We start from the raw sequence: 19,334 nt of genomic DNA on the forward strand, positions 1-19,334 counted from the left end.
GACGTAAATTGCGAAGCGGAGCTTAGGTTACGCATCACGTGGCAGTCCTTTTTCTATGATACGGATTAATCTTTCATTTTTACGTGTAGATTGAGCACATTTGCCCCTTTGTTGTTGCAGTGCCCAATCTATATGCTCGATCACCAGCGCGGTGGTGCTTTGACGCTTGTCTTCTAATGCTCGAACTATTTCCTCGTTATACGGAGCATTACCAAGGCCTACGGCTAAATTGCGCAGCCATCGCTCGTGTCCAATTCGACGTATTGGGCTGCCTTCTGTATTTTTTAAAAATGTTTCTTCACTCCAAGCAAACAATGACAATAGATCTTTATCTTTAAGGTGCTGCCGAGGAAGAAAGTCGTCTTCTTGGGTCAGTTGCCCGTAGCGGTTCCAAGGGCAAACCAATTGGCAGTCGTCGCAGCCATAAACTCGGTTGCCTATTTTTGCACGAAATTGCTCAGGAATAGCACCTTGTAGCTCTATCGTTAGGTATGAAATACAACGTCTAGCATCGACAACATAAGGAGCGACAATAGCACCGGTTGGACATAGAGTCAGACAAGCTGTACATCGACCACATCCTTCATCTTCATGAGGTTTGTCGATTGGCAGTGGAATATCAACAAAAAGCTCACCAAGAAAAAACCAAGAGCCTGCTTGCTTATTGATGACTAAGCTATTTTTCCCTTGCCAGCCCAACCCCGCTTTTTGTGCTATTTGACGCTCTAGAACAGGTGCTGAATCGACAAATGGCCTAAAGCCTAGAGACCCAACTTGCTGCTCTATCATTTTACCAAGCTGTTTTAGTTTATTACGCATCACTTTATGATAGTCTCTACCTAGTGCATAGCGTGAAATATAAGCCGTTGTTTTATTTCCCAATGCCTTGGCAAAACTGGCATCGGGAGGGAGGTAATTCATTTTTACTGAAATAATACGTTGTGTTCCTTGAACCAGCTCCTTAGGGCGAGCTCGTTTCATTCCATGTGCAGCCATATAGGCCATTTCACCATGGTAGCCGGCATCCAACCAACGTTGTAATTGCGCCTCGTGCTGGCTCAGATCAATGTCTGTGATACCCACTTCTGCAAAGCCAAGTGCTTGGCCCCATTGCTTAATTTGTTCGGCAAGTTCACTATAATTAATGTTATTGGTTGTCACAGGAAGAAATAATGGCTAATGAATACTCGGATAATTTACCACAAGTTGCCTACACATCCCAGCAAGTACAGCATTACGAAGGTCAAGCAGCTAAATTATCTGGTACTAACTTAACCACGCTGATGCGTCGTGCAGGTCATGCCGCATTTTCTTATGTGAATGACACAATGTCATCCCATGAAAAGGTGCTCGTTATCACTGGTAAGGGAAATAATGCTGGCGACGGTTTTATAGTTGCGCAGCTGTGTCGGGAGGCTGGTATTGCCGTAACTGTACTGACATTGTTTGAACCTAAACGCTTAGCTGGAGATGCCCAGCAGGCATACCGTCAATACCATGGGAAGTTGGTGTCTACATATAATGAAATAGACCTGAGCCAATTTACGACCGTGGTCGATGCTGTATTTGGAACTGGATTTCGCGGTGAGCTACCGGAGCATGTACGTACTTGCTTTGACTGCATTAATAATCTCCCTATCAGGAAAGTAGCACTCGACGTGCCTAGCGGTGTAAATGCAACAACTGGAGAAGTTGCGCCATCGGCACTGATGGCATCTACAACGGTTACTTTTATCGCCCTCAAACAAGGTTTGTTAAGTGGCACAGCTAAACGTTTTGTGGGTAATTTATTACTCGCAGGTCTGGGTGTTGATAAAGCATTTAATTCACAGGTTACAGCAACATCGAATTTCTTAAATCATGAAACTTTGATGGCAACAAGGCCGCAAAGAGCACTTGATAGTTATAAAAATTCACATGGCCATGTGTTAGTGATAGGTGGTAATCATGGCATGGCTGGAGCGGTTCGGTTAGCCGCAGAAGCCGCATTGAGAGCCGGAGCTGGGTTAGTTTCGGTGGCAACACACCCAGATAATACCGCCGCGGTGCTATATGGTCGTTATGAATTGATGGTGTATGCCGTGGCAACGGCTGAAGCATTATTACCGCTGCTTAACAAGGCAAGTGTGGTGGTACTAGGCCCAGGGCTTGGGCAAGATCTGTGGGCGCAAAGTCTATTTCGAAGAGTAATACAAACCAAATTACCATTAGTGCTCGATGCTGATGGCCTAAATTTGCTAGCTAAAGAGCCTGTTGCAAGGTCAAACTGGGTATTAACGCCTCATCTTGGCGAAGCAAGGCGGTTATTGAAAAATGTAAACGCAAAAGTAGATGAAGCTGATAGATTTGCAGTGGTATCAAATATTAGCAAGCAATACCAAGCAACTACTGTGTTAAAAGGGCCAGGTAGCCTAGTGGCACAACAGCAAAGCATAAATATCAACCGTTCAGGTTGCGCCGCAATGGCAAGTGCTGGGATGGGGGATGTATTATCTGGTATTATAGGCGGCTTATTAGCGCAAGGAATGGAAGCATTTGCGGCCACAAACCTGGCCGTGTATATTCATGGTTTAGCTGCTGAACAGGCCGCTGATGATGGTGCAAAAGGTATGCTAGCTGGGGATTTATTCGAACATATTCGAGGTATTTTAGGGTGACAACAGGACATATTAAATTCGATTTGGCTGATGAGCCAGCAACAGTTGCGATGGGTAATAAAATTGCCCAAATTGTCCGCCAAGGTGCCGTGTTGTTTTTACATGGTGATTTGGGCGCAGGAAAGACCACACTTACCCGTGGAATAGTGCAAAGCCTTGGTCATTCAGGTAAGGTAAAAAGTCCTACCTATACCTTGGTTGAACCTTATGAATTAGAAGATGTCTCAATATATCATTTTGATTTGTATCGACTAGGTTCTCCAGAAGAGCTGGAATATATGGGGATCCGAGACTACTTCGCAAACCATGCTATTTGTGTTGTTGAATGGCCAGAAAAAGGGGAAGGATTCATACCAAGCCCTGATATCGACATTACGATGCAATACGCAGGTGAAGGTCGTCAGGCTATTCTTCAGGCGAAGTCTAGTCGCGGTGAGGCGTTACTAAAACAATTACAAGACTATGCGTAATCATCTCAACAGTAAGTATTTTTTTATTTTTTTGTGCATGCTGGTTATAAGCATGCACAGCGTTGCTCAAAATGCCATTGAGAGTGTACGTGTGTGGCCTTCGCCAGAAAGTACTCGTATCGTCTTCGATATGAGTAAAAAGCCGGATTACAGCTACTTTGTGTTAAAAAATCCCTTACGCTTGGTGATTGATCTCGAAGGCACTAAACAGAAAAAAAACTTCCCAAATATTGCCGATGAGCATCGGGTGATTAACAAAATTCGCCATAGTAAACCTAAAAACAGTCAATCAGCGAGAATTGTGATTGAATTAAGTCGCAGTGCCACTCCAAAGGTATTTGCACTCGCACCAACAGGGCCATATAAAAACCGTCTGGTGGTAGATTTATATGGCAAACAAACAAGTGCCTATAGCGATAACAAAACAGCTGCTCCGCGAAAAACGCTAGTACAAGATAGAGATATTGTGATTGCCATTGATGCAGGCCATGGGGGGGAAGACCCCGGCTCCATTGGGCCATCAGGTATTTATGAAAAGCTAGTGACGTTACAAATTGCAAAACGTTTAGCGAGATTAATTGACAGCCAACCGGGCATGAGTGCGAAACTCATTCGTACAGGAGACTACTACTTAAAGTTAAATACCCGAACGGCAAGAGCAAGAGAGAGAAAAGCCGACTTTTTTGTTTCCATTCATGCTGATGCTTTTACCAGTCCACAACCAAGTGGGGCATCGGTATGGGTACTGTCGCTACGAAGAGCTAACTCTGAAATCGGTAAATGGTTGGAAGATAAAGAAAAGCACTCTCAACTTTTAGGAGGAGCCGCGGATCTAATCAAAGATACAGCAAATGAGAAATACCTTGCCAAAGCGCTGCTTGATATGTCGATGGAGCACTCGATGAAAACCGGATTTCAGGTTGCTGAAGAAGTTGTGAAGGAGCTAAAAAAGGTCGCAAAAATGCATAAAAGCCGCCCTCAAGCTGCAAACTTTGGCGTGCTAAAGTCCCCTGATATTCCGTCGATTTTAGTGGAAACCGGGTTTATCTCGAATCCAAGAGAGGAAAAGTTATTAACTTCACCTCATTATCAAGAACGCCTAGCCCGCGCTATTTTTAGTTCTATTAAGGGGTATTATGAGAAAAACCCACCTGACAACTCGCTGTTTGCTCGTATGCAGTCTAACAAGCCGGTAACCCATAAGGTAAAAAGTGGTGAATCTCTGAGTGTGTTAGCCAGCCGTTATGGCATAACAGTCAGAGCTCTTAAAAAAGCAAACAACTTAAAAAACAATACCTTGTTTATCGGCCAAGTATTAACTATCCCAAAAGCGTAAACCATGACAATAGAAGTGCTTCCAGCTCGGCTGGCTAACCAAATTGCCGCAGGTGAAGTGGTAGAACGTCCGGCTTCAGTGGTAAAAGAGCTGGTGGAAAACAGTATCGACGCTGGGGCAACCAGAATTCAAATAGACATTGAACGTGGTGGTCACAAGCTGATCCGCATCCGTGATAATGGCAAAGGGATCGTTAAAGATGAACTTATGCTGGCACTGTCGCGTCATGCCACCAGTAAACTGAAAAGTTTAGATGACCTTGAGTGTATTGCATCGCTTGGTTTTAGAGGTGAAGCCTTGGCATCTATTAGCTCAGTGTCACGCCTGACACTAAGCTCTAAGCCGAGCACTCAGGAAACGGCTTGGCAGGCTTTTGCTGAAGGCAGAGATATGGCTGTTCAGATCCAGCCAACGGCGCACCCAGACGGTACTACAATCGAGGTAAAGGACTTATTCTTCAATACACCAGCGCGGAGGAAGTTTTTACGAACCGAGAAAACGGAGTTTAGCCACATTGATGAATTGGTAAAGCGGATCGCACTGAGCCGTTTTGATATTGCAATAACCTTAACTCATAATCAAAAAGTGGTTCGCCAATACCGACCGCGCGCGATGGAGCATGGAGTGCAACGGGTAGCACAAGTTGGTGGCAAGGTGTTTTCACAGCACGCCAGCTTCATCGAATCAGGCCACGAAGGTCTAAGACTATTTGGTTGGGTGTTACCAGCAGGCGTTACTAACTCGACCCAATATACTTACGTAAATGGTCGTATGATGCGAGATAAGCTTATCCTCCACGCGATCCGCCAAGCATTTGATGAATCAATTGGTCATGAAGAACTTCCTGGGTTTGTTGTCTATCTAGAGCTTGACCCTCGGCAAGTCGATGTAAATGTCCACCCAGCTAAACATGAAGTGCGCTTTCATCAAGCACGTTTAGTACATGATTTTATTGTTCAAGCGATTAAGCAAGTTGCAACAGCGCAAACGGAGTTATCTTGCGATAATGATACCGTATCGCTGCCCAGACCTAGCTCTGAGACGCCTTTATTTACACCTCAAGAGCAACAAGATGAGACTTATCATCAAAGCTATCGCTCAACACTCCAACCTAAAGCGCCATCTCATAGACATGAAAGCACTAGTCAGTACCCGAGTCTCGCCACACAAACACCAAAAGCAAGCCGTGGTCATACAGATAGCGCCGCGAGTAAAAAGAAACAGGTAAATGTTAATCAGCTTTATCAAGGCCTGTCACATCAACAAATGCAGCACTTTGATACGATAGCTGAGTCGACAATACCTACTGAGCAATTGACCAAAGCGCCAAGCTTGGCTGCTAAATCCAGTTGGATGTCGTTGCCTCATGGCAAAGTAATACTCGAACAAGATAATCAGCTGCGGTTTGGGGACTGTAAGCATGGCCTGTTGCCTTACTGGCAAGCGCAAATTGAGCAAGACGGCACGCTGCAAGGTAAAGCATTGTTGTTACCTGTGCGAATTAAACTGGATAAAACCGCACTTGCTGCTCTTCAGCAACGGCAAACTTGGCTCGCGATTTTAGGTTTTTCTATCGAGCTATTCGATACTCACATTTTAGTTAAAAAACTTCCTGTATCGCTATACAGCATCGATGTGGGGGAAATCTCAAAAGCGATGTTGGAGCCGGAACCGGAAGCTGAGCTCACTATCTGGTTACAATGGCTTGAGACAACCACGCCTAGCGCTTATTTTGATAGTCAGCACTTTGATTTAGTTAAAGATAAAATGCTTTCAAACACGGCATGTTTGGCTCGCATTCATGAAAATGCTGCTACAATAGATGGCCATAAGTTAGTACGCTTTTTGAGTGTTGATTAATTTGCCTAAGAAGTAGGTATTAATTCCGATGCACAATCAGCTATAATATAAGATTAGTGTAGTTTATTAGTAGGTTAGATGTGAACAAGTTACCTGTCATCACCCTAATGGGGCCGACAGCTGCGGGGAAAACTGCGTTAGCGATAGAATTATGCCAAACGCTTAACACCGAAATCATCAGTGTAGACTCTGCGTTAGTGTATCGTGGCATGGACATTGGTACGGCTAAGCCTTGCGCGCAAGAGCAAGCAATGGCACCACATCACCTCATTGATATTATTGACCCTGCGCAAAGTTATTCGGTGGCAGAGTTTCGTGCTGACGCTATCAGACTGATTGATGATCTGCATCAACGTGGAAAAGTGCCCATCTTGGTTGGTGGCACTATGATGTATTTTAAAGGGTTGATAGAGGGGCTTTCGCCATTACCTGAGGCCAACGCTGAGGTAAGAGCTGCACTTGAACTTGAGGCGCAACAGATTGGGTGGCCGGGTCTACATCAGCAATTAACAGAGATTGACCCTGAAGCGGCACTAAAAATTAGTGAAAATGACTCACAACGGATAAATCGAGCGCTAGAAGTCTATCGTATTTGTGGTAAAACGATGACCGAACTACAGCAAACGAAACAAGCGGTATTACCGTATCAATTTCATCAATTTGCGATAGCGCCAAGTGACCGAAAAGTCTTGCACCAACGTATAGAAAAAAGATTTAAAATAATGTTGGAACAAGGCTTTAAAAATGAAGTTTTGACCCTATATAATCGAAAAGATTTACATCCTGATTTGCCGTCAATTCGATGTGTTGGATATCGGCAAATGTGGGAGTATTTAGCTGGCGAATGCGATTATGAAGAAATGGTTTTCAAAGGCATCGCAGCTACCAGACAACTGGCGAAACGGCAATTAACTTGGCTGAGGGGGTGGCAAGATGTAACTTGGCTTGACACCGATGGTCAAGAAAACTTGCAACGTGTTCTAACTTCGCTAAGCTAATAGTAGTTGTTAAATCAGCGTGTTCTGATTAAATCAACGACCTGACATAATAACACCTAAAACGAAGGATAAGAAAATGGCAAAAGGCCAATCTTTACAAGACCCATTTTTGAATGTCTTGCGTCGTGAGCGCATTCCTGTCTCAATTTTTTTAGTAAATGGTATTAAATTGCAGGGTAAGATCCAGTCATTTGACCAGTTTGTGATCTTACTTGAAAACACGGTAAACCAAATGGTTTATAAACATGCCATCTCCACTGTGGTTCCTGCTCGTGCGGTAAATTTCCAAAATGCAACTGGAAGTGACGCGAGTGACCAGAATGAAGAAGGTAATTATTGATTTTAATTAGTAGGAGCTTAATGCTTGTTTGACCGTTACGAAGCCGGCGAACAGGCAGTCTTGGTTCATATAGAATTTCCACATGAGGGTGATCGAGAAGATCTACGTGAATTGGAAATGCTAGTTTCTTCTGCTGGTGTTAGTAGTGTGGCGGTTGTGCAAGGCAGCCGTCAAGCACCTCATGCGAAGTTGTTCGTCGGAACGGGTAAAGCTGAAGAAATTGCCGAGATTGTCAATATCCACAACGCAGATGTCATCATATTTAACCACCAACTCAGTCCCTCACAAGAGCGCAATTTAGAACGCATTTGTAAGTGTCGGGTGTTAGATAGGACTACACTGATCTTAGACATTTTTGCCCAAAGGGCGCGAACCCATGAAGGTAAATTACAAGTTGAGCTTGCTCAGCTTAGGCATATCTCAACACGCTTAATACGCGGGTGGACGCACTTAGAAAGGCAAAAAGGGGGGATCGGCTTAAGAGGCCCCGGTGAAACACAGCTTGAAACTGATAGGCGTTTACTACGAGAGCGGATAAAAAGTATTCGCAAGCGACTAGAAAAAGTGGCTATTGTTCGAGAGCAGGGGCGTCGAGCGCGAAGTCGCAATGAAATTCCAACCGTTTCGCTTGTTGGTTACACCAACGCTGGCAAATCGAGCTTATTTAACCACATTACGGATGCAGAGGTGTATGCGGCAGATCAGCTGTTTGCAACACTAGACCCGACACTACGAAAGATTGAAATTGACGATGTTGGTGCTGTTATTTTAGCGGATACCGTTGGGTTTATTCGCCACTTACCGCATGACCTAGTCGCGGCGTTCAAGGCAACACTAACAGAAACACGAGAAGCAGATTTACAGCTCCATGTGATTGATGTTGCAGATCCAAGAAGAAAAGAAAATATAGAACAGGTACAATTGGTTCTAGAGGAAATTGAAGCAAATGACATTCCTCAGCTTTTGGTCTACAACAAAATTGATCTAATGGACGATGTTGCGCCTAGAATAGATAGGGATGACGAGGGAAAACCTGTCCGAGTGTGGCTCAGTGCGCATACGGGGGCTGGAGTTTCGCTGTTGTTCGATGCGATTAAAGAGCTGTTAGCTAAAACAGTTTTTACCGCCGAGCTGGCTGTGCCTCCTGCACTTGGGCGTTTGCGTGGCGCTTTGTTTGAGCTTAATGCGGTCAACGAAAAAGGCTATGATGAGGAAGGCAATTGGCTTGTTTCAGTAAGAATGCCACAGATTGAATGGGAAAAGCTCAATAAAGAATTTGGGCAAAATCTCAATGATTTAGTCACTGGCAGTTAAAAATCGTTAATTTCGAGCGTATTTTTATATGAGAGTCGCTCGATTTTTGTTAGATTTAACCTAATTCATTTAAATAACAATGGAGTATAGCTATGGCCTGGAACGAACCGGGTAATAATGGCAATGATAACGATCCGTGGAAAAACCGCGGAGGGCGGGATCAAGGCCCACCTGATCTAGATGAAGTATTCCGTAAATTTGGCAATAAGTTCGGTGGTATCTTCGGTGGAAAACCGGGAAAAGGTGGTAACGGCGGACTAGGCGGAGCGGGCTTCGTCTTTATTTTAATTATTGCTGTTATTGTATGGGCATTAAGCGGTATTTATACCGTCAAAGAAGCCGAACGTGGGATCGTATTGCAGTTCGGGAAATTTGATCGTATTGCAGAACCCGGTCTGCGGTGGAAGGCCACGTTTATTGAACGTGTTATTCCTGTAGATATCGAAGCCGTGCGGTCACTTTCTGCATCAGGTTTTATGCTGACAGAAGACGAAAACGTAGTCAGCGTGGAGTTTGAAGTGCAGTACCGTGTTGTCGATCCAACACTATATCGTTTTAGTGTGACAGATGCGGATCATAGTTTGCAACAAGCGCTAGATAGTGCTCTACGTTACGTTGTTGGTCACTCGCGCATGGATCAAGTACTTACTACTGGTCGTGAAGTAGTGCGTCAGCGTACATGGGATGAGCTGAACAGCATTATTGAACCTTACAATCTAGGCTTGATTGTGACTGACGTTAACTTTAAAGATTCTCGTCCTCCTGCGGAAGTAAAAGACGCGTTTGACGATGCGATTGCAGCACAGGAAGATGAAGAGCGCTTTATTCGCGAAGCGGAAGCATACGCAAGAGAGATTGAGCCTCGTGCTCGTGGTCAAGTGACTCGTATGACTCAGGAAGCTGAAGCATACAGAGAACGGATCATTCTAGAATCTCAAGGTGAAGTTGAGCGTTTCGAAAAGCTTTTACCAGAATATCAAGCGGCAAAAGAAGTAACACGTAAGCGTTTATATATCGATGCTATGGAGCAAATTTTAGGTCAAAGTTCTAAAGTTTTGGTTGATGTTGAAGGCGGCAATAACATGTTGTATCTGCCACTAGATAAAATCATGCAATCACATGCTAGCGGCTCTTCTCCAGTACGCTTGCCGAGTCAAAGTGACATCGAACAACTGCGCAGAACGATAGAAGGTAATCAGCAGCAAAACAGCTCTGTGAACTCCAGCAATGATAGATTTAATCGCGATAGATTCGGTAACGGGAGATAATAAATATGAAGAATTTTAGTCTCATTCTATTAATCACTGCCGTGATCATGTCTTTCTCTGGTATTTTCGTTGTAAACGAAGGACAAAGAGCGATTGTCTTGCTATTCAGTAAGGTACAAAAAGACGCAAATGGAGATGCTTTGGTGTATGAGCCAGGGCTTCACCTTAAGGTGCCATTTTTTAGCCAAGTTCGTAAACTCGATGCGCGTATACAAACATTGGATGGACAACCTGACCGTTTTGTCACCAGCGAGAAAAAAGACCTTATTGTAGATTCATACGTAAAATGGCGCGTAAATGACTTCAGCGCTTATTATCTTCGTGCTCGTGGTGACAAACAATATGCTGAAACGCTACTGAAGCAAAAGGTGAACAACGGACTTAGAACAAACTTTGGTTCTCGTACAATTAAAGAGATTGTGTCAGGCGAGCGAAGCGAGCTGATGGAAGAAGCCCTTGTTCAAGCATCCGAAAGTGCAACTGAGCTAGGTATTGAAGTGCTAGACGTCCGTGTTAAGCAAATCAACCTTCCTAATGAAGTAAGTAATTCAATTTTCCAGCGTATGCGTGCGGAGCGTCAAGCTGTAGCAAAAGAGCACCGCTCTGAAGGTCAAGAACAGGCAGAGAAAATTCGCGCAGATGTAGACCGCAGGGTAACTGTAATGCTTGCAGATGCAGAGCGTAATGCTCGTGCTGTCCGTGGTCTCGGTGATGCAACAGCTGCCAACATTTATGCTAAAGCATACAATAAAGACCCTGAGTTCTTTGGCTTTGTACGTTCACTCGAGGCGTATAAAAATACCTTCAAAAATAAGAATGACGTAATGGTGTTATCGCCAGACAGTAAATTCTTTGATTATATGAAGGATGCAAAAGCGCAGTAGTAACGTGCTTTACTATACTGACAAACCCCGCCAGCGTGTGGGGTTTTTCATATTTGGCAAAAATTCAGATGAACACTGCGTTTAACCCACTTTTATTAGCGCATAATAACTATGGCAAACAGGGTATTAACAGAACACGGCCTCTAATACCAATTCACCTCAATACTTGCTCAACTTTAAGGCGTAAATCTGACGCTAACTGCGTTAAAAATTTCTCATTTAGAACAATTAAATAGCAAAATTTTTGCCTTGCCTATATGGATGTAAGTACCTTAGCGATAGTAGGACGCGGTAGCGGAGTTATCGATAAGATTTTCTTGCCTCAAAATAGATCATTTAATAAAGCAAGCTGGTATAACAACAAAAAAGCGGCATATTAGCCGCTTACAGTTGGATCAATACAGTTTATTGTAAAATTAGAACACGTATTTTACAGAAAGCTGTAGTCTGTCTAAATCGCCTTCTAAGCCACTTTCAGTCTCACGAGTACCGATTTTATATTCAGCACCAAAAGTCAGCTTCTTCACTGGAGAATAAAGTAAATTAGCACTGTAACTTATGCTTGATTTTGTAGGATCTCCCGTCACCGCCAGTAGATTACTTTCGTTGTCAGCATTAAAAAATGAGTATAAAAATGTAGAGCGGAATTGATCATTCCAATTGTGTTGATATGCAACAAAACCAGATGTTGAGTCAATTGCATGCAATGAATTACCATCGTACACAGCACCATTAGCAACATTTAGTCCTATGTAGCGGCCAAGTCCTTGACCTTGAGTGAGCATAAACTTCAGGTTATTTTTGCCAAAATTGACACGGCCAGATGCACTGATCCCAAATGAGCTTTCAGATTCATCAGCTCCACCCACTTTATAAGTGATCTGCCGAGCAAGGGCAGCTACCGCGATATGCCCCCAGTCTGCATTATGTGTGTAGCGAGCCGTAAAATCAGGCATGCTCGCATCATCCGTTACTACTCGACCGCTATCGGCTGTAGTTACTGTGCTTTCAGGGTTTTCGATTGAAAAAGACCAGTTGCCTGTGGTGTATTTTGCCATTGCTTGACGCACAAACACGGTACCTTCTGCAGGGCCTACAAAGTCCAAAGTTTCTGGTAGTGCACTTACATTTTGGAAGTTTGACCAAGCTTGACCAAATAAAAAGCCTTTATAGGTAACAAAAGCTTGTCGAATACGAGGGGAGTAGGAGTTACTGACACGCTCATTACCGCCGACAGAAGCAATAAAATCTAATTCAATTTTAGTTTTGATACTACTGCCATCATCAAGCTTGGTATCGGTGGCCAAATTGAAGCGAGATTGACGAGCATGCATATCAAAAACAGCGTCGCTGCTTGAGTTTGTGCCAACAGGAGTGGTGCCTGGGACATAAAAATCTCGACCTATATGTTGTGCACCTAACGAGCCATCAGAAAAGTCACTCCAAATTGCATCAAGTTTTATATAACCACCGTAATTTACTTTCGTGTCGCCAATCTCAGCTGCTGTGGCAGGAAGCGCACAAAGACTGCTGATAGCAACCGCAAGCAGTTTTTTATTAATGTTATTCGTTGTCATAATCCTGTTCCTCAATTGCTGTGCCTGACAGTCAGCATCAGCTGATATTCATTTAAATCAACACTAACTGTTGTGGAAGGTGGGTTTTTACTCAATTATCTATTGGTCTATTAGACTAAGGTGGTAGATGGTCTGCAACCCGAGAATTTGGGCTTTGCTGTAAATTTTAAATTGGTAACAAAGCATTTGTTGCGATGAAACTTATTCGTTTTCATAGGTTCTACAACTAAGGTCTAATACTTAAACACCCAAGGCTGGGTGATCCTTATGAAAAGCGTGTCTAGCAGACCTAGACCTCTAAATATAATGGAGATGACTATGTCACAGAGCATTTATTCAGTTCCTGAAAAAATCAAGAACGCCGCATTAATCAACGACGAACAATACCAAGAACTATATCAAAAGTCGGTTGATGACCCCGCAGAGTTTTGGAAAGAGCACGGTCAACGTTTAGATTGGTTCAAACCCTATAGCAAAGTTAAAAATACCTCATTCGACAAAGGCCATATCAATATTAAATGGTATGAAGACGGCGTACTAAATGCCTCTTATAACTGTATCGATAGACACCTCGAAAAGCGCGCCGATAAGGTTGCATTGATTTGGGAAGGTGATAACCCGGAACAAACAGAAAATATTACCTACCAGCAACTTCATGACGAAGTCGCCAAATTGGCAAATGGTTTGAAGCACTTGGGTGTACAAAAGGGCGATCGTGTCGCTATTTATATGCCTATGACACCTCAAGCAATCTACGCAATGCAAGCTTGTGCTAGGATTGGTGCCATCCATTCGGTGGTTTTTGGAGGGTTTTCGCCTTCAGCAATTGCAGATCGCATTAAAGACTCTGGTGCTAAAGTGGTCATCACCTCCGATGAAGGACGCCGTGGTGGGAACTGTGTTCCATTAAAAGCAAATGTCGATGAGGCGGTAGCGCAAGCTGGTGTAACCAGCATAGAGCATGTTGTGGTACATCAACTGACCGGTGGTGATGTTGAATGGAATGCGCATGATGTATGGTGGCATGAATTAGTTGCTGATAAACCTGCGGAATGTGAACCTGAAATGATGAATGCGGAAGATCCGCTATTTATTCTTTATACCTCGGGTTCAACGGGTCAACCAAAAGGGGTTGTTCATACTACGGGTGGATACCTAGTATATGCTTCTATGACACATGAGTATGTATTTGACCTTCAAGAAGACGATATCTACTGGTGTAGTGCTGATGTCGGTTGGATCACCGGACACAGTTATATTGCCTATGGTCCACTTGTGAATGGTTGTACTCAAGTTGTATTCGAAGGCGTGCCAACCTATCCAACGTCCGGACGTATGGGTGAGATTGTTGATAAACATGGCGTTACTATTCTTTACACCGCGCCTACCGCTATCCGTGCTTTGATGGCTAAAGGTGATGAGCCGACTGCAAGTTCAAAGCGCGATAGTTTACGTATCTTGGGTTCGGTTGGTGAACCAATTAATCCAGAGGCTTGGTCTTGGTATTACGAACAAATTGGTAATAGTGAGTGTCCAATCGTAGATACTTGGTGGCAAACCGAAACGGGCGGCATCATGATCACGCCATTACCTGGTGCAACGGCACTTAAGCCGGGTTCTGCGACCCGTCCATTCTTTGGCATTGCTCCAGCACTATTTGATGCAGAAGGTAATACGCTTACAGGTGCAATGGAAGGCAATCTGGTAATTTTGGATAGCTGGCCCTCTCAAGCGCGTACCGTGTATGGCGATCATGAACGTTTTGAACAAACCTATTTCTCTGCTTATCCGGGCGTATATTTTACGGGCGATGGTTGCCGTCGGGACGAGGATGGTTACTATTGGATCACAGGTCGTGTTGATGATGTACTTAACGTTTCAGGTCATCGTTTAGGAACTGCTGAAATCGAAAGTGCGTTAGTTGCCCATGAGGCGGTTGCTGAAGCGGCCGTGGTAGGATACCCACATGACATCAAAGGCCAAGGTATTTATGTTTACATCACACCAAACGAAGGCGTTATGGTGTCTGATGAGTTAACCAAGGAAGTGAGAAGTTGGGTTAGGAAAGAGTTAAGCCCAATAGCAACCCCAGATATGATCCAGTGGTCTCCAGGTCTGCCTAAAACGCGCTCCGGTAAAATTATGCGCCGCATTTTACGTAAAATAGCTGCGAATGAATATCAGCAATTAGGTGATACTTCTACCCTTGCTGATCCAAGTGTTGTTGATGAATTAATCGAGAATAGATTAAATCGTTAACAGAATGACTTGAATTGCGACCTAATATAAACATACTATAACGGCTGTTATCTTTACGATAACAGCCGATTTTTTAGGAGCATAGCATGTATCAGTTTTTAATCGCGGATGATCATCCTCTATTTCGAGAGGCGCTTAAGGGGGCTCTAAAAGCGCAATTTGAAGGGCTAGAGGTATTCGAATCTGAAAACTTTGACACTACGCTCTCGGTCTTACAACAACAAGAAGAACTAGACCTACTGCTGCTCGACTTACATATGCCGGGCAATGGTGATTTATATGGACTAATTCGGATCCGAGAGGATCACCCAAGCCTCCCTGTTGTTGTCGTGTCGGGAAGCGAAGATCTTTCAATCATCTCAAAGGTCATGGGTTATGGTGCGATGGGGTTTATCCCAAAAGCAGCATCGGTCGAGCAAATTACAGAAGCTATCGAACAAGTGCTTGATGGAGAAAGTTGGTTACCAGAAGGAATGAAAGACAAAGTCGCAGAGCTAGAGGGGGAAGATAAAGAGCTTGCGCAGCAGGTTGCGTCATTAACACCGCAGCAATATAAAGTGTTGCAATACCTTCATGAAGGCCTGTTAAATAAACAAATTGCCTATGAATTAAATATCTCAGAAGCGACGGTAAAGGCACACATTACTGCTATTTTCAGAAAGCTAGGCGTCTATAATCGTACCCAAGCCGTATTGATTGCTTCAAAACTACAATTAGAACCTATTGAAGCGAATGAGTAACCTCGCATCATTGCTTGCAAGACGCTTTCCTTGCAAGCAAGACTCTTTTAGCTTAACTCTTTAAACGCCTGACTTAATCCCTCAATTGTTAGCGGATACATTCGGTCTTGCATTAATTGATTTATTAGCTCGATTGAATGGTAGTAAGACCAATAACTTTGCGGCTGAGGATTAAGCCAAGCCACCTTACTAAAGTGATTGGTTAAACGGTTCAGCCACGTGGCTCCAGCCTCTTGATTCCAATGCTCTACGCTACCGCCGGGATAGGTGATTTCATAGGGGCCCATTGTCGCGTCACCAACAAATATTAGCCGATAGTCTGAGCCATAACGGTTAATTAGCTGATAAGTGTCAAGCAATTCGCTGTCACGACGGTCATTATCGTGCCAAACATGTTCGTACACACAATTATGGAAGTAAAAAAATTCAAGATGCTTAAACTCACCGTGTGCGGCACTAAAAAGTTGCTCACATAGCTGGATATGGTCATCCATGGAGCCACCAATATCAAACAGCATCAAGACTTTAACTGAGTTATGTCGCTCTGGTGCCATTTTTACATCTAACATGCCGCCTTGTCTTGCGGTGGCACGAATAGTCTCATTCAGATCAAGCTGATCACTTGCCCCGCTGCGTGCAAATTTACGCAACTGCTTAAGAGCTAATTTGATATTGCGGCTGCTAATATCAGTATTGCAATCGAGGTTGCGGTATTGCCGTTTGTCCCAAACTTTTACTGCTCTGCGATGGCGATTTCCATCTTGGCCAATGCGGATCCCCTCAGGATTATAGCCGTAAGCCCCAAAAGGTGAAGTGCCCCCTGTACCAACCCACTTATTGCCGCCAGCGTGACGTTTTTGTTGCTCTGCCAAGCGTGCTTTCAACGTTTCAATGAGCTTATCGAGTCCACCCATTGCGTTGAGTTTGGCTTTTTCTTCTTCAGACAGTGATTTCTCAAACTCTTTACGCAGCCAATCCTCAGGTAATTGCTGCTGTTGAAGTTTTGAGAAGAGGTCTATTGACTCTATTCCCTCAAAGTAATCAGCAAACGCACGATCGAATTTATCAAACAAAGTTTCATCTTTCACGAAGATGGTTTTTGCCAAAAAGTAAAAGCCGTCCAAATCGGCAAAGCACACCTCTTTATCAAGTGCTTCTAGACAGTCCAGTAATTCTCGCAAACTTGCTTTAATACCGTAACGTCTAAGTGTGAGTACAAAATCAATAAGCATGATCAGCGTCGGCTCATAAAGGCGAGTTTTTCAACCAAAGAAACATCTTGTTCATTTTTAAGTAGTGCGCCGAATAATGGCATCAAGCCACCTTTATTGGATTTATCGTGTAATGTCTCAGGGGAAATATCTTCTGCGAGCAATAGTTTTAACCAGTCAAGCAGCTCACTCGTACTGGGCTTTTTCTTTAAGTTTGGTGTGTCGCGTAATTGGAAAAAGCTTTCAAGAGCACGTTGTACCAAGCTCGATTTAATATGTGGAAAATGCACATCCACAATTTGCTGCATCTCTTCTTTGCTTGGGAAGTCGATATAATGGAAAAAGCAGCGGCGTAAAAAGGCATCTGGCAGCTCTTTTTCATTATTTGAAGTAATAATAACGATGGGGCGCACCTTTGCCTTTATTTGCTCGTTAGTTTCGTAAACGTGAAATTCCATTTTATCGAGTTCTAACAGTAGATCATTGGGAAATTCAATATCAGCTTTATCGATTTCATCTATGAGTAAAACAGGGCGTTTTGTGGCGGTAAACGCCTGCCATAATTTTCCTTTGATGATGTAGTTACTAACATCGTTAACGCGAGGGTCGCCAAGTTGGCTGTCGCGCAAACGCGAGACCGCATCGTATTCGTACAAGCCTTGCTGGGCCTTGGTGGTTGACTTTATATGCCATTGGATTAACTCTGTGTCTAAACTTTTAGCAAGTTCTTCAGCGAGTAAGGTTTTACCTGTACCAGGTTCGCCTTTAATTAAGAGTGGTTTTTCTAATACGATGGCCGCATTCACGGCCTGTTGTAGTGCAGAGGTAGCAATATATTGATCAGTACCTTTAAACATAATTCAGCTTCTTGTGGTCAGATGAGATAACCGCATCTTGCCACAATCAGCTTTTCGCTGCCAACCCTGCTTCGGTTTCAATTAAGGTAAAGCGAGGTACCGCCTCGCCTTCGACCATAACGTTTTCTAAAAACATTTCAAGTGGCCTAACCCAAAAGCTCATATCTCCATATAGGGTTTGATAAACCACTTGTTTTTCCTGCGTTTCACTGTGTGTTGCCAAAGCATGCACACGATAAAGTTTTCCTTTGTAGTGGCGGTAAATTCCAGGTGTGATATCCACTAATTCAAGCTCCAAAAAATAAAAGCCGTACGTGACGGACTGAAATGTTATAATCCGTGCCATTAAGACTGAAGGTGTTTAAAGATGAATTATATTGCGCTGGACGATTATAAGAAAGCTTGGGTTTTCAAACATAAAGATCTTCCAATCGAAGCTGCCGATTTGGCATTGATAAAACCAATGTCTGCGGCGCGTGCAGCGGTGCTTTGGAGCACCATGGTGAGCAACGAAAAAGATCACCCAGATTTTTTTGATAAAACAGATTGGGTTGGCAAAGCTGAGTCATGGCAAGAAACCCTTAGTTGGGAACAGCCCTGGGAGGCTGGTGAGCAATTTCCAGAAGCGATTGAGCAATTTCTTGATTGGCAAGCCAATACCACGGTGTATTTTTGTCTCTCTCGAGATGATGTAATTGAGACCCGCTTTGATGTGTTCAAACGGTGTTGGCAAAACTTTATGTTTTTGACGGATGGAAGTTTCCTAATTGGTAAAAAACGTAGTTCGGTAGTCCAGTTTATGGCTGAAGGAGAAGCTAAACTAGGAACTAAACCATAAGGCTTATTCAGCTGCGCACTTTGCTTTGATTTGAAACATGGCTAGTGTATAAAGGATGTACACCGGTCTACGTTGATAGATTGTACCGATAGGAGGCGTTTTGGAGCAGCAGCAAAATACAATTTGGTATGATGAAGCATCACGCCTGATGTTTGCAGAACTTGTAAATGTATTTTATGCCAGAGAACTGCCAAAACTTGCTGAATTATCTGATCATCAACGTCTTCAGCGTTTGTTAAACAGCCTACCGTATTATGTGGAGCGTGCTGCTACTCACATTATTCATGGTGATGTACCACTTGAACTAGACAGCTTTAATGGCTGTTGGCTGGCAAAACAAAAAACTCAGCCAAAAAGTGATAAAGTAGCCAATGAGGCATTTTTTTTAAACAAAGTAAAAGTTGGGTTAGTGGCTCCAGTTCTTTGTGCTGAACTTTCGGGTGTTACTGTGCGATTAGATAGTGTTGATCAAATTTGCGCTTCAGGAAAAGTCCATTGTAATCAGTTTGGCTGGTTTGCGATGAACGGTGACAGTTTAACGCCACCGGAGACGCAATCTATTGAGCTGTTAAAACCCACAAAAGCCTTGATGGTTGCTGCGTGCTGCGGTCACACTTGGCATTACGGTAAAGCGGCACCACCGCGCAGGCTAACATTAAGAGAAATGTTATTAGCCAGTGCGATTAATTGGTCACACGTACAAAAAATAAAGACGAGTCAATAAT

18 protein-coding genes are annotated in these 19,334 nt (G+C 43.6%); 13 read left to right on the forward strand and 5 right to left on the reverse strand.

Going from position 1 to position 19,334, the window contains the following annotated elements:
- Window positions 1–27: 27 nt before the first annotated feature.
- Window positions 28–1,161: a tRNA epoxyqueuosine(34) reductase QueG gene (gene queG, locus J8Z24_RS03365; RefSeq protein ID WP_176032470.1), complete on the reverse strand. Its 1,134-nt coding sequence runs from the start codon at window positions 1,159–1,161 to the stop codon at window positions 28–30.
- 11 nt (window positions 1,162–1,172) lie between these two features.
- Between queG and J8Z24_RS03370 the strand changes: the two genes are divergently transcribed.
- The 9 genes from J8Z24_RS03370 to hflC all read left to right on the forward strand — a co-directional run bounded on the left by J8Z24_RS03370 (window position 1,173) and on the right by hflC (window position 11,127).
- Window positions 1,173–2,657 carry an NAD(P)H-hydrate dehydratase gene (locus J8Z24_RS03370; RefSeq protein WP_176032469.1) on the forward strand — a complete coding sequence of 495 codons (1,485 nt, stop codon included), beginning with the start codon at window positions 1,173–1,175 and terminating at the stop codon, window positions 2,655–2,657.
- Window positions 2,654–3,127: a tRNA (adenosine(37)-N6)-threonylcarbamoyltransferase complex ATPase subunit type 1 TsaE gene (tsaE, locus tag J8Z24_RS03375; protein WP_252095262.1), complete on the forward strand. Its 474-nt coding sequence runs from the start codon at window positions 2,654–2,656 to the stop codon at window positions 3,125–3,127. Before J8Z24_RS03370 ends, tsaE begins: the two co-directional genes overlap by 4 nt.
- A gap of 52 nt (window positions 3,128–3,179) precedes the next feature.
- Window positions 3,180–4,463 (forward strand): N-acetylmuramoyl-L-alanine amidase, encoded by a 1,284-nt coding sequence (locus tag J8Z24_RS03380; RefSeq protein WP_444428305.1) that lies wholly within the window; start codon window positions 3,180–3,182, stop codon window positions 4,461–4,463.
- 3 nt (window positions 4,464–4,466) lie between these two features.
- On the forward strand, window positions 4,467–6,323 hold the full coding sequence (gene mutL / locus J8Z24_RS03385) for a DNA mismatch repair endonuclease MutL (RefSeq protein ID WP_147390734.1): 1,857 nt from the start codon (window positions 4,467–4,469) through the stop codon (window positions 6,321–6,323).
- Window positions 6,324–6,430: 107 nt separating this feature from the next.
- A complete protein-coding gene (miaA, locus tag J8Z24_RS03390; protein WP_217704621.1) occupies window positions 6,431–7,321 on the forward strand; it encodes a tRNA (adenosine(37)-N6)-dimethylallyltransferase MiaA in 891 nt (296 codons plus the stop codon).
- 76 nt (window positions 7,322–7,397) lie between these two features.
- Window positions 7,398–7,661, forward strand: a complete 264-nt coding sequence (gene hfq, locus J8Z24_RS03395) for an RNA chaperone Hfq (RefSeq protein ID WP_125250588.1) — start codon at window positions 7,398–7,400, stop codon at window positions 7,659–7,661.
- Between the two features lie 24 nt (window positions 7,662–7,685).
- Window positions 7,686–8,975, forward strand: a complete 1,290-nt coding sequence (hflX, locus tag J8Z24_RS03400; protein WP_252095263.1) for a ribosome rescue GTPase HflX — start codon at window positions 7,686–7,688, stop codon at window positions 8,973–8,975.
- 92 nt (window positions 8,976–9,067) lie between these two features.
- Window positions 9,068–10,243: an FtsH protease activity modulator HflK gene (hflK, locus tag J8Z24_RS03405; protein ID WP_128730878.1), complete on the forward strand. Its 1,176-nt coding sequence runs from the start codon at window positions 9,068–9,070 to the stop codon at window positions 10,241–10,243.
- 5 nt (window positions 10,244–10,248) lie between these two features.
- On the forward strand, window positions 10,249–11,127 hold the full coding sequence (hflC, locus tag J8Z24_RS03410; RefSeq protein ID WP_128730879.1) for a protease modulator HflC: 879 nt from the start codon (window positions 10,249–10,251) through the stop codon (window positions 11,125–11,127).
- 416 nt (window positions 11,128–11,543) lie between these two features.
- Here the strand turns inward: hflC and J8Z24_RS03415 are convergent, their stop codons facing one another.
- A complete protein-coding gene (locus J8Z24_RS03415) occupies window positions 11,544–12,704 on the reverse strand; it encodes a DcaP family trimeric outer membrane transporter (RefSeq protein WP_147391038.1) in 1,161 nt (386 codons plus the stop codon).
- Between the two features lie 318 nt (window positions 12,705–13,022).
- Here J8Z24_RS03415 and acs point away from each other — a divergent pair, with 318 nt between their 5' ends.
- Both acs and J8Z24_RS03425 read left to right on the forward strand, forming a co-directional pair.
- On the forward strand, window positions 13,023–14,963 hold the full coding sequence (gene acs / locus J8Z24_RS03420) for an acetate--CoA ligase (protein WP_252095264.1): 1,941 nt from the start codon (window positions 13,023–13,025) through the stop codon (window positions 14,961–14,963).
- 86 nt (window positions 14,964–15,049) lie between these two features.
- A complete protein-coding gene (locus J8Z24_RS03425; RefSeq protein ID WP_125250582.1) occupies window positions 15,050–15,703 on the forward strand; it encodes a response regulator transcription factor in 654 nt (217 codons plus the stop codon).
- 47 nt (window positions 15,704–15,750) lie between these two features.
- On the opposite strand, the gene J8Z24_RS03430 is transcribed toward J8Z24_RS03425, so the two are convergent.
- Genes J8Z24_RS03430 through J8Z24_RS03440 form a run of 3 tightly spaced genes read right to left on the reverse strand, consistent with a single transcriptional unit; the run spans window position 15,751 to window position 18,054 of the window.
- Complete coding sequence (locus J8Z24_RS03430) at window positions 15,751–16,935, reverse strand: vWA domain-containing protein (protein ID WP_252095265.1); 1,185 nt, start codon at window positions 16,933–16,935, stop codon at window positions 15,751–15,753.
- A gap of 2 nt (window positions 16,936–16,937) precedes the next feature.
- Entirely contained in the window at window positions 16,938–17,774 is an 837-nt protein-coding gene (locus J8Z24_RS03435; protein WP_252095620.1) for an AAA family ATPase, read from the reverse strand.
- Window positions 17,775–17,817: 43 nt separating this feature from the next.
- The gene (locus J8Z24_RS03440) at window positions 17,818–18,054 is read right to left on the reverse strand and encodes a DUF1653 domain-containing protein (protein WP_128730883.1); all 237 of its coding nucleotides are present in this window, start codon (window positions 18,052–18,054) and stop codon (window positions 17,818–17,820) included.
- A gap of 84 nt (window positions 18,055–18,138) precedes the next feature.
- Here J8Z24_RS03440 and J8Z24_RS03445 point away from each other — a divergent pair, with 84 nt between their 5' ends.
- A complete protein-coding gene (locus J8Z24_RS03445; protein WP_125250579.1) occupies window positions 18,139–18,609 on the forward strand; it encodes a DUF2947 domain-containing protein in 471 nt (156 codons plus the stop codon).
- A 100-nt stretch (window positions 18,610–18,709) separates the two neighbouring features.
- On the forward strand, window positions 18,710–19,333 hold the full coding sequence (locus J8Z24_RS03450; RefSeq protein WP_176032464.1) for a hypothetical protein: 624 nt from the start codon (window positions 18,710–18,712) through the stop codon (window positions 19,331–19,333).
- Window position 19,334: the final 1 nt, after the last annotated feature.

It is taken from the genome of Pseudoalteromonas sp. SCSIO 43201 (assembly GCF_023716725.1).
GTDB classification, from domain to species: domain Bacteria; phylum Pseudomonadota; class Gammaproteobacteria; order Enterobacterales; family Alteromonadaceae; genus Pseudoalteromonas; species Pseudoalteromonas peptidolytica.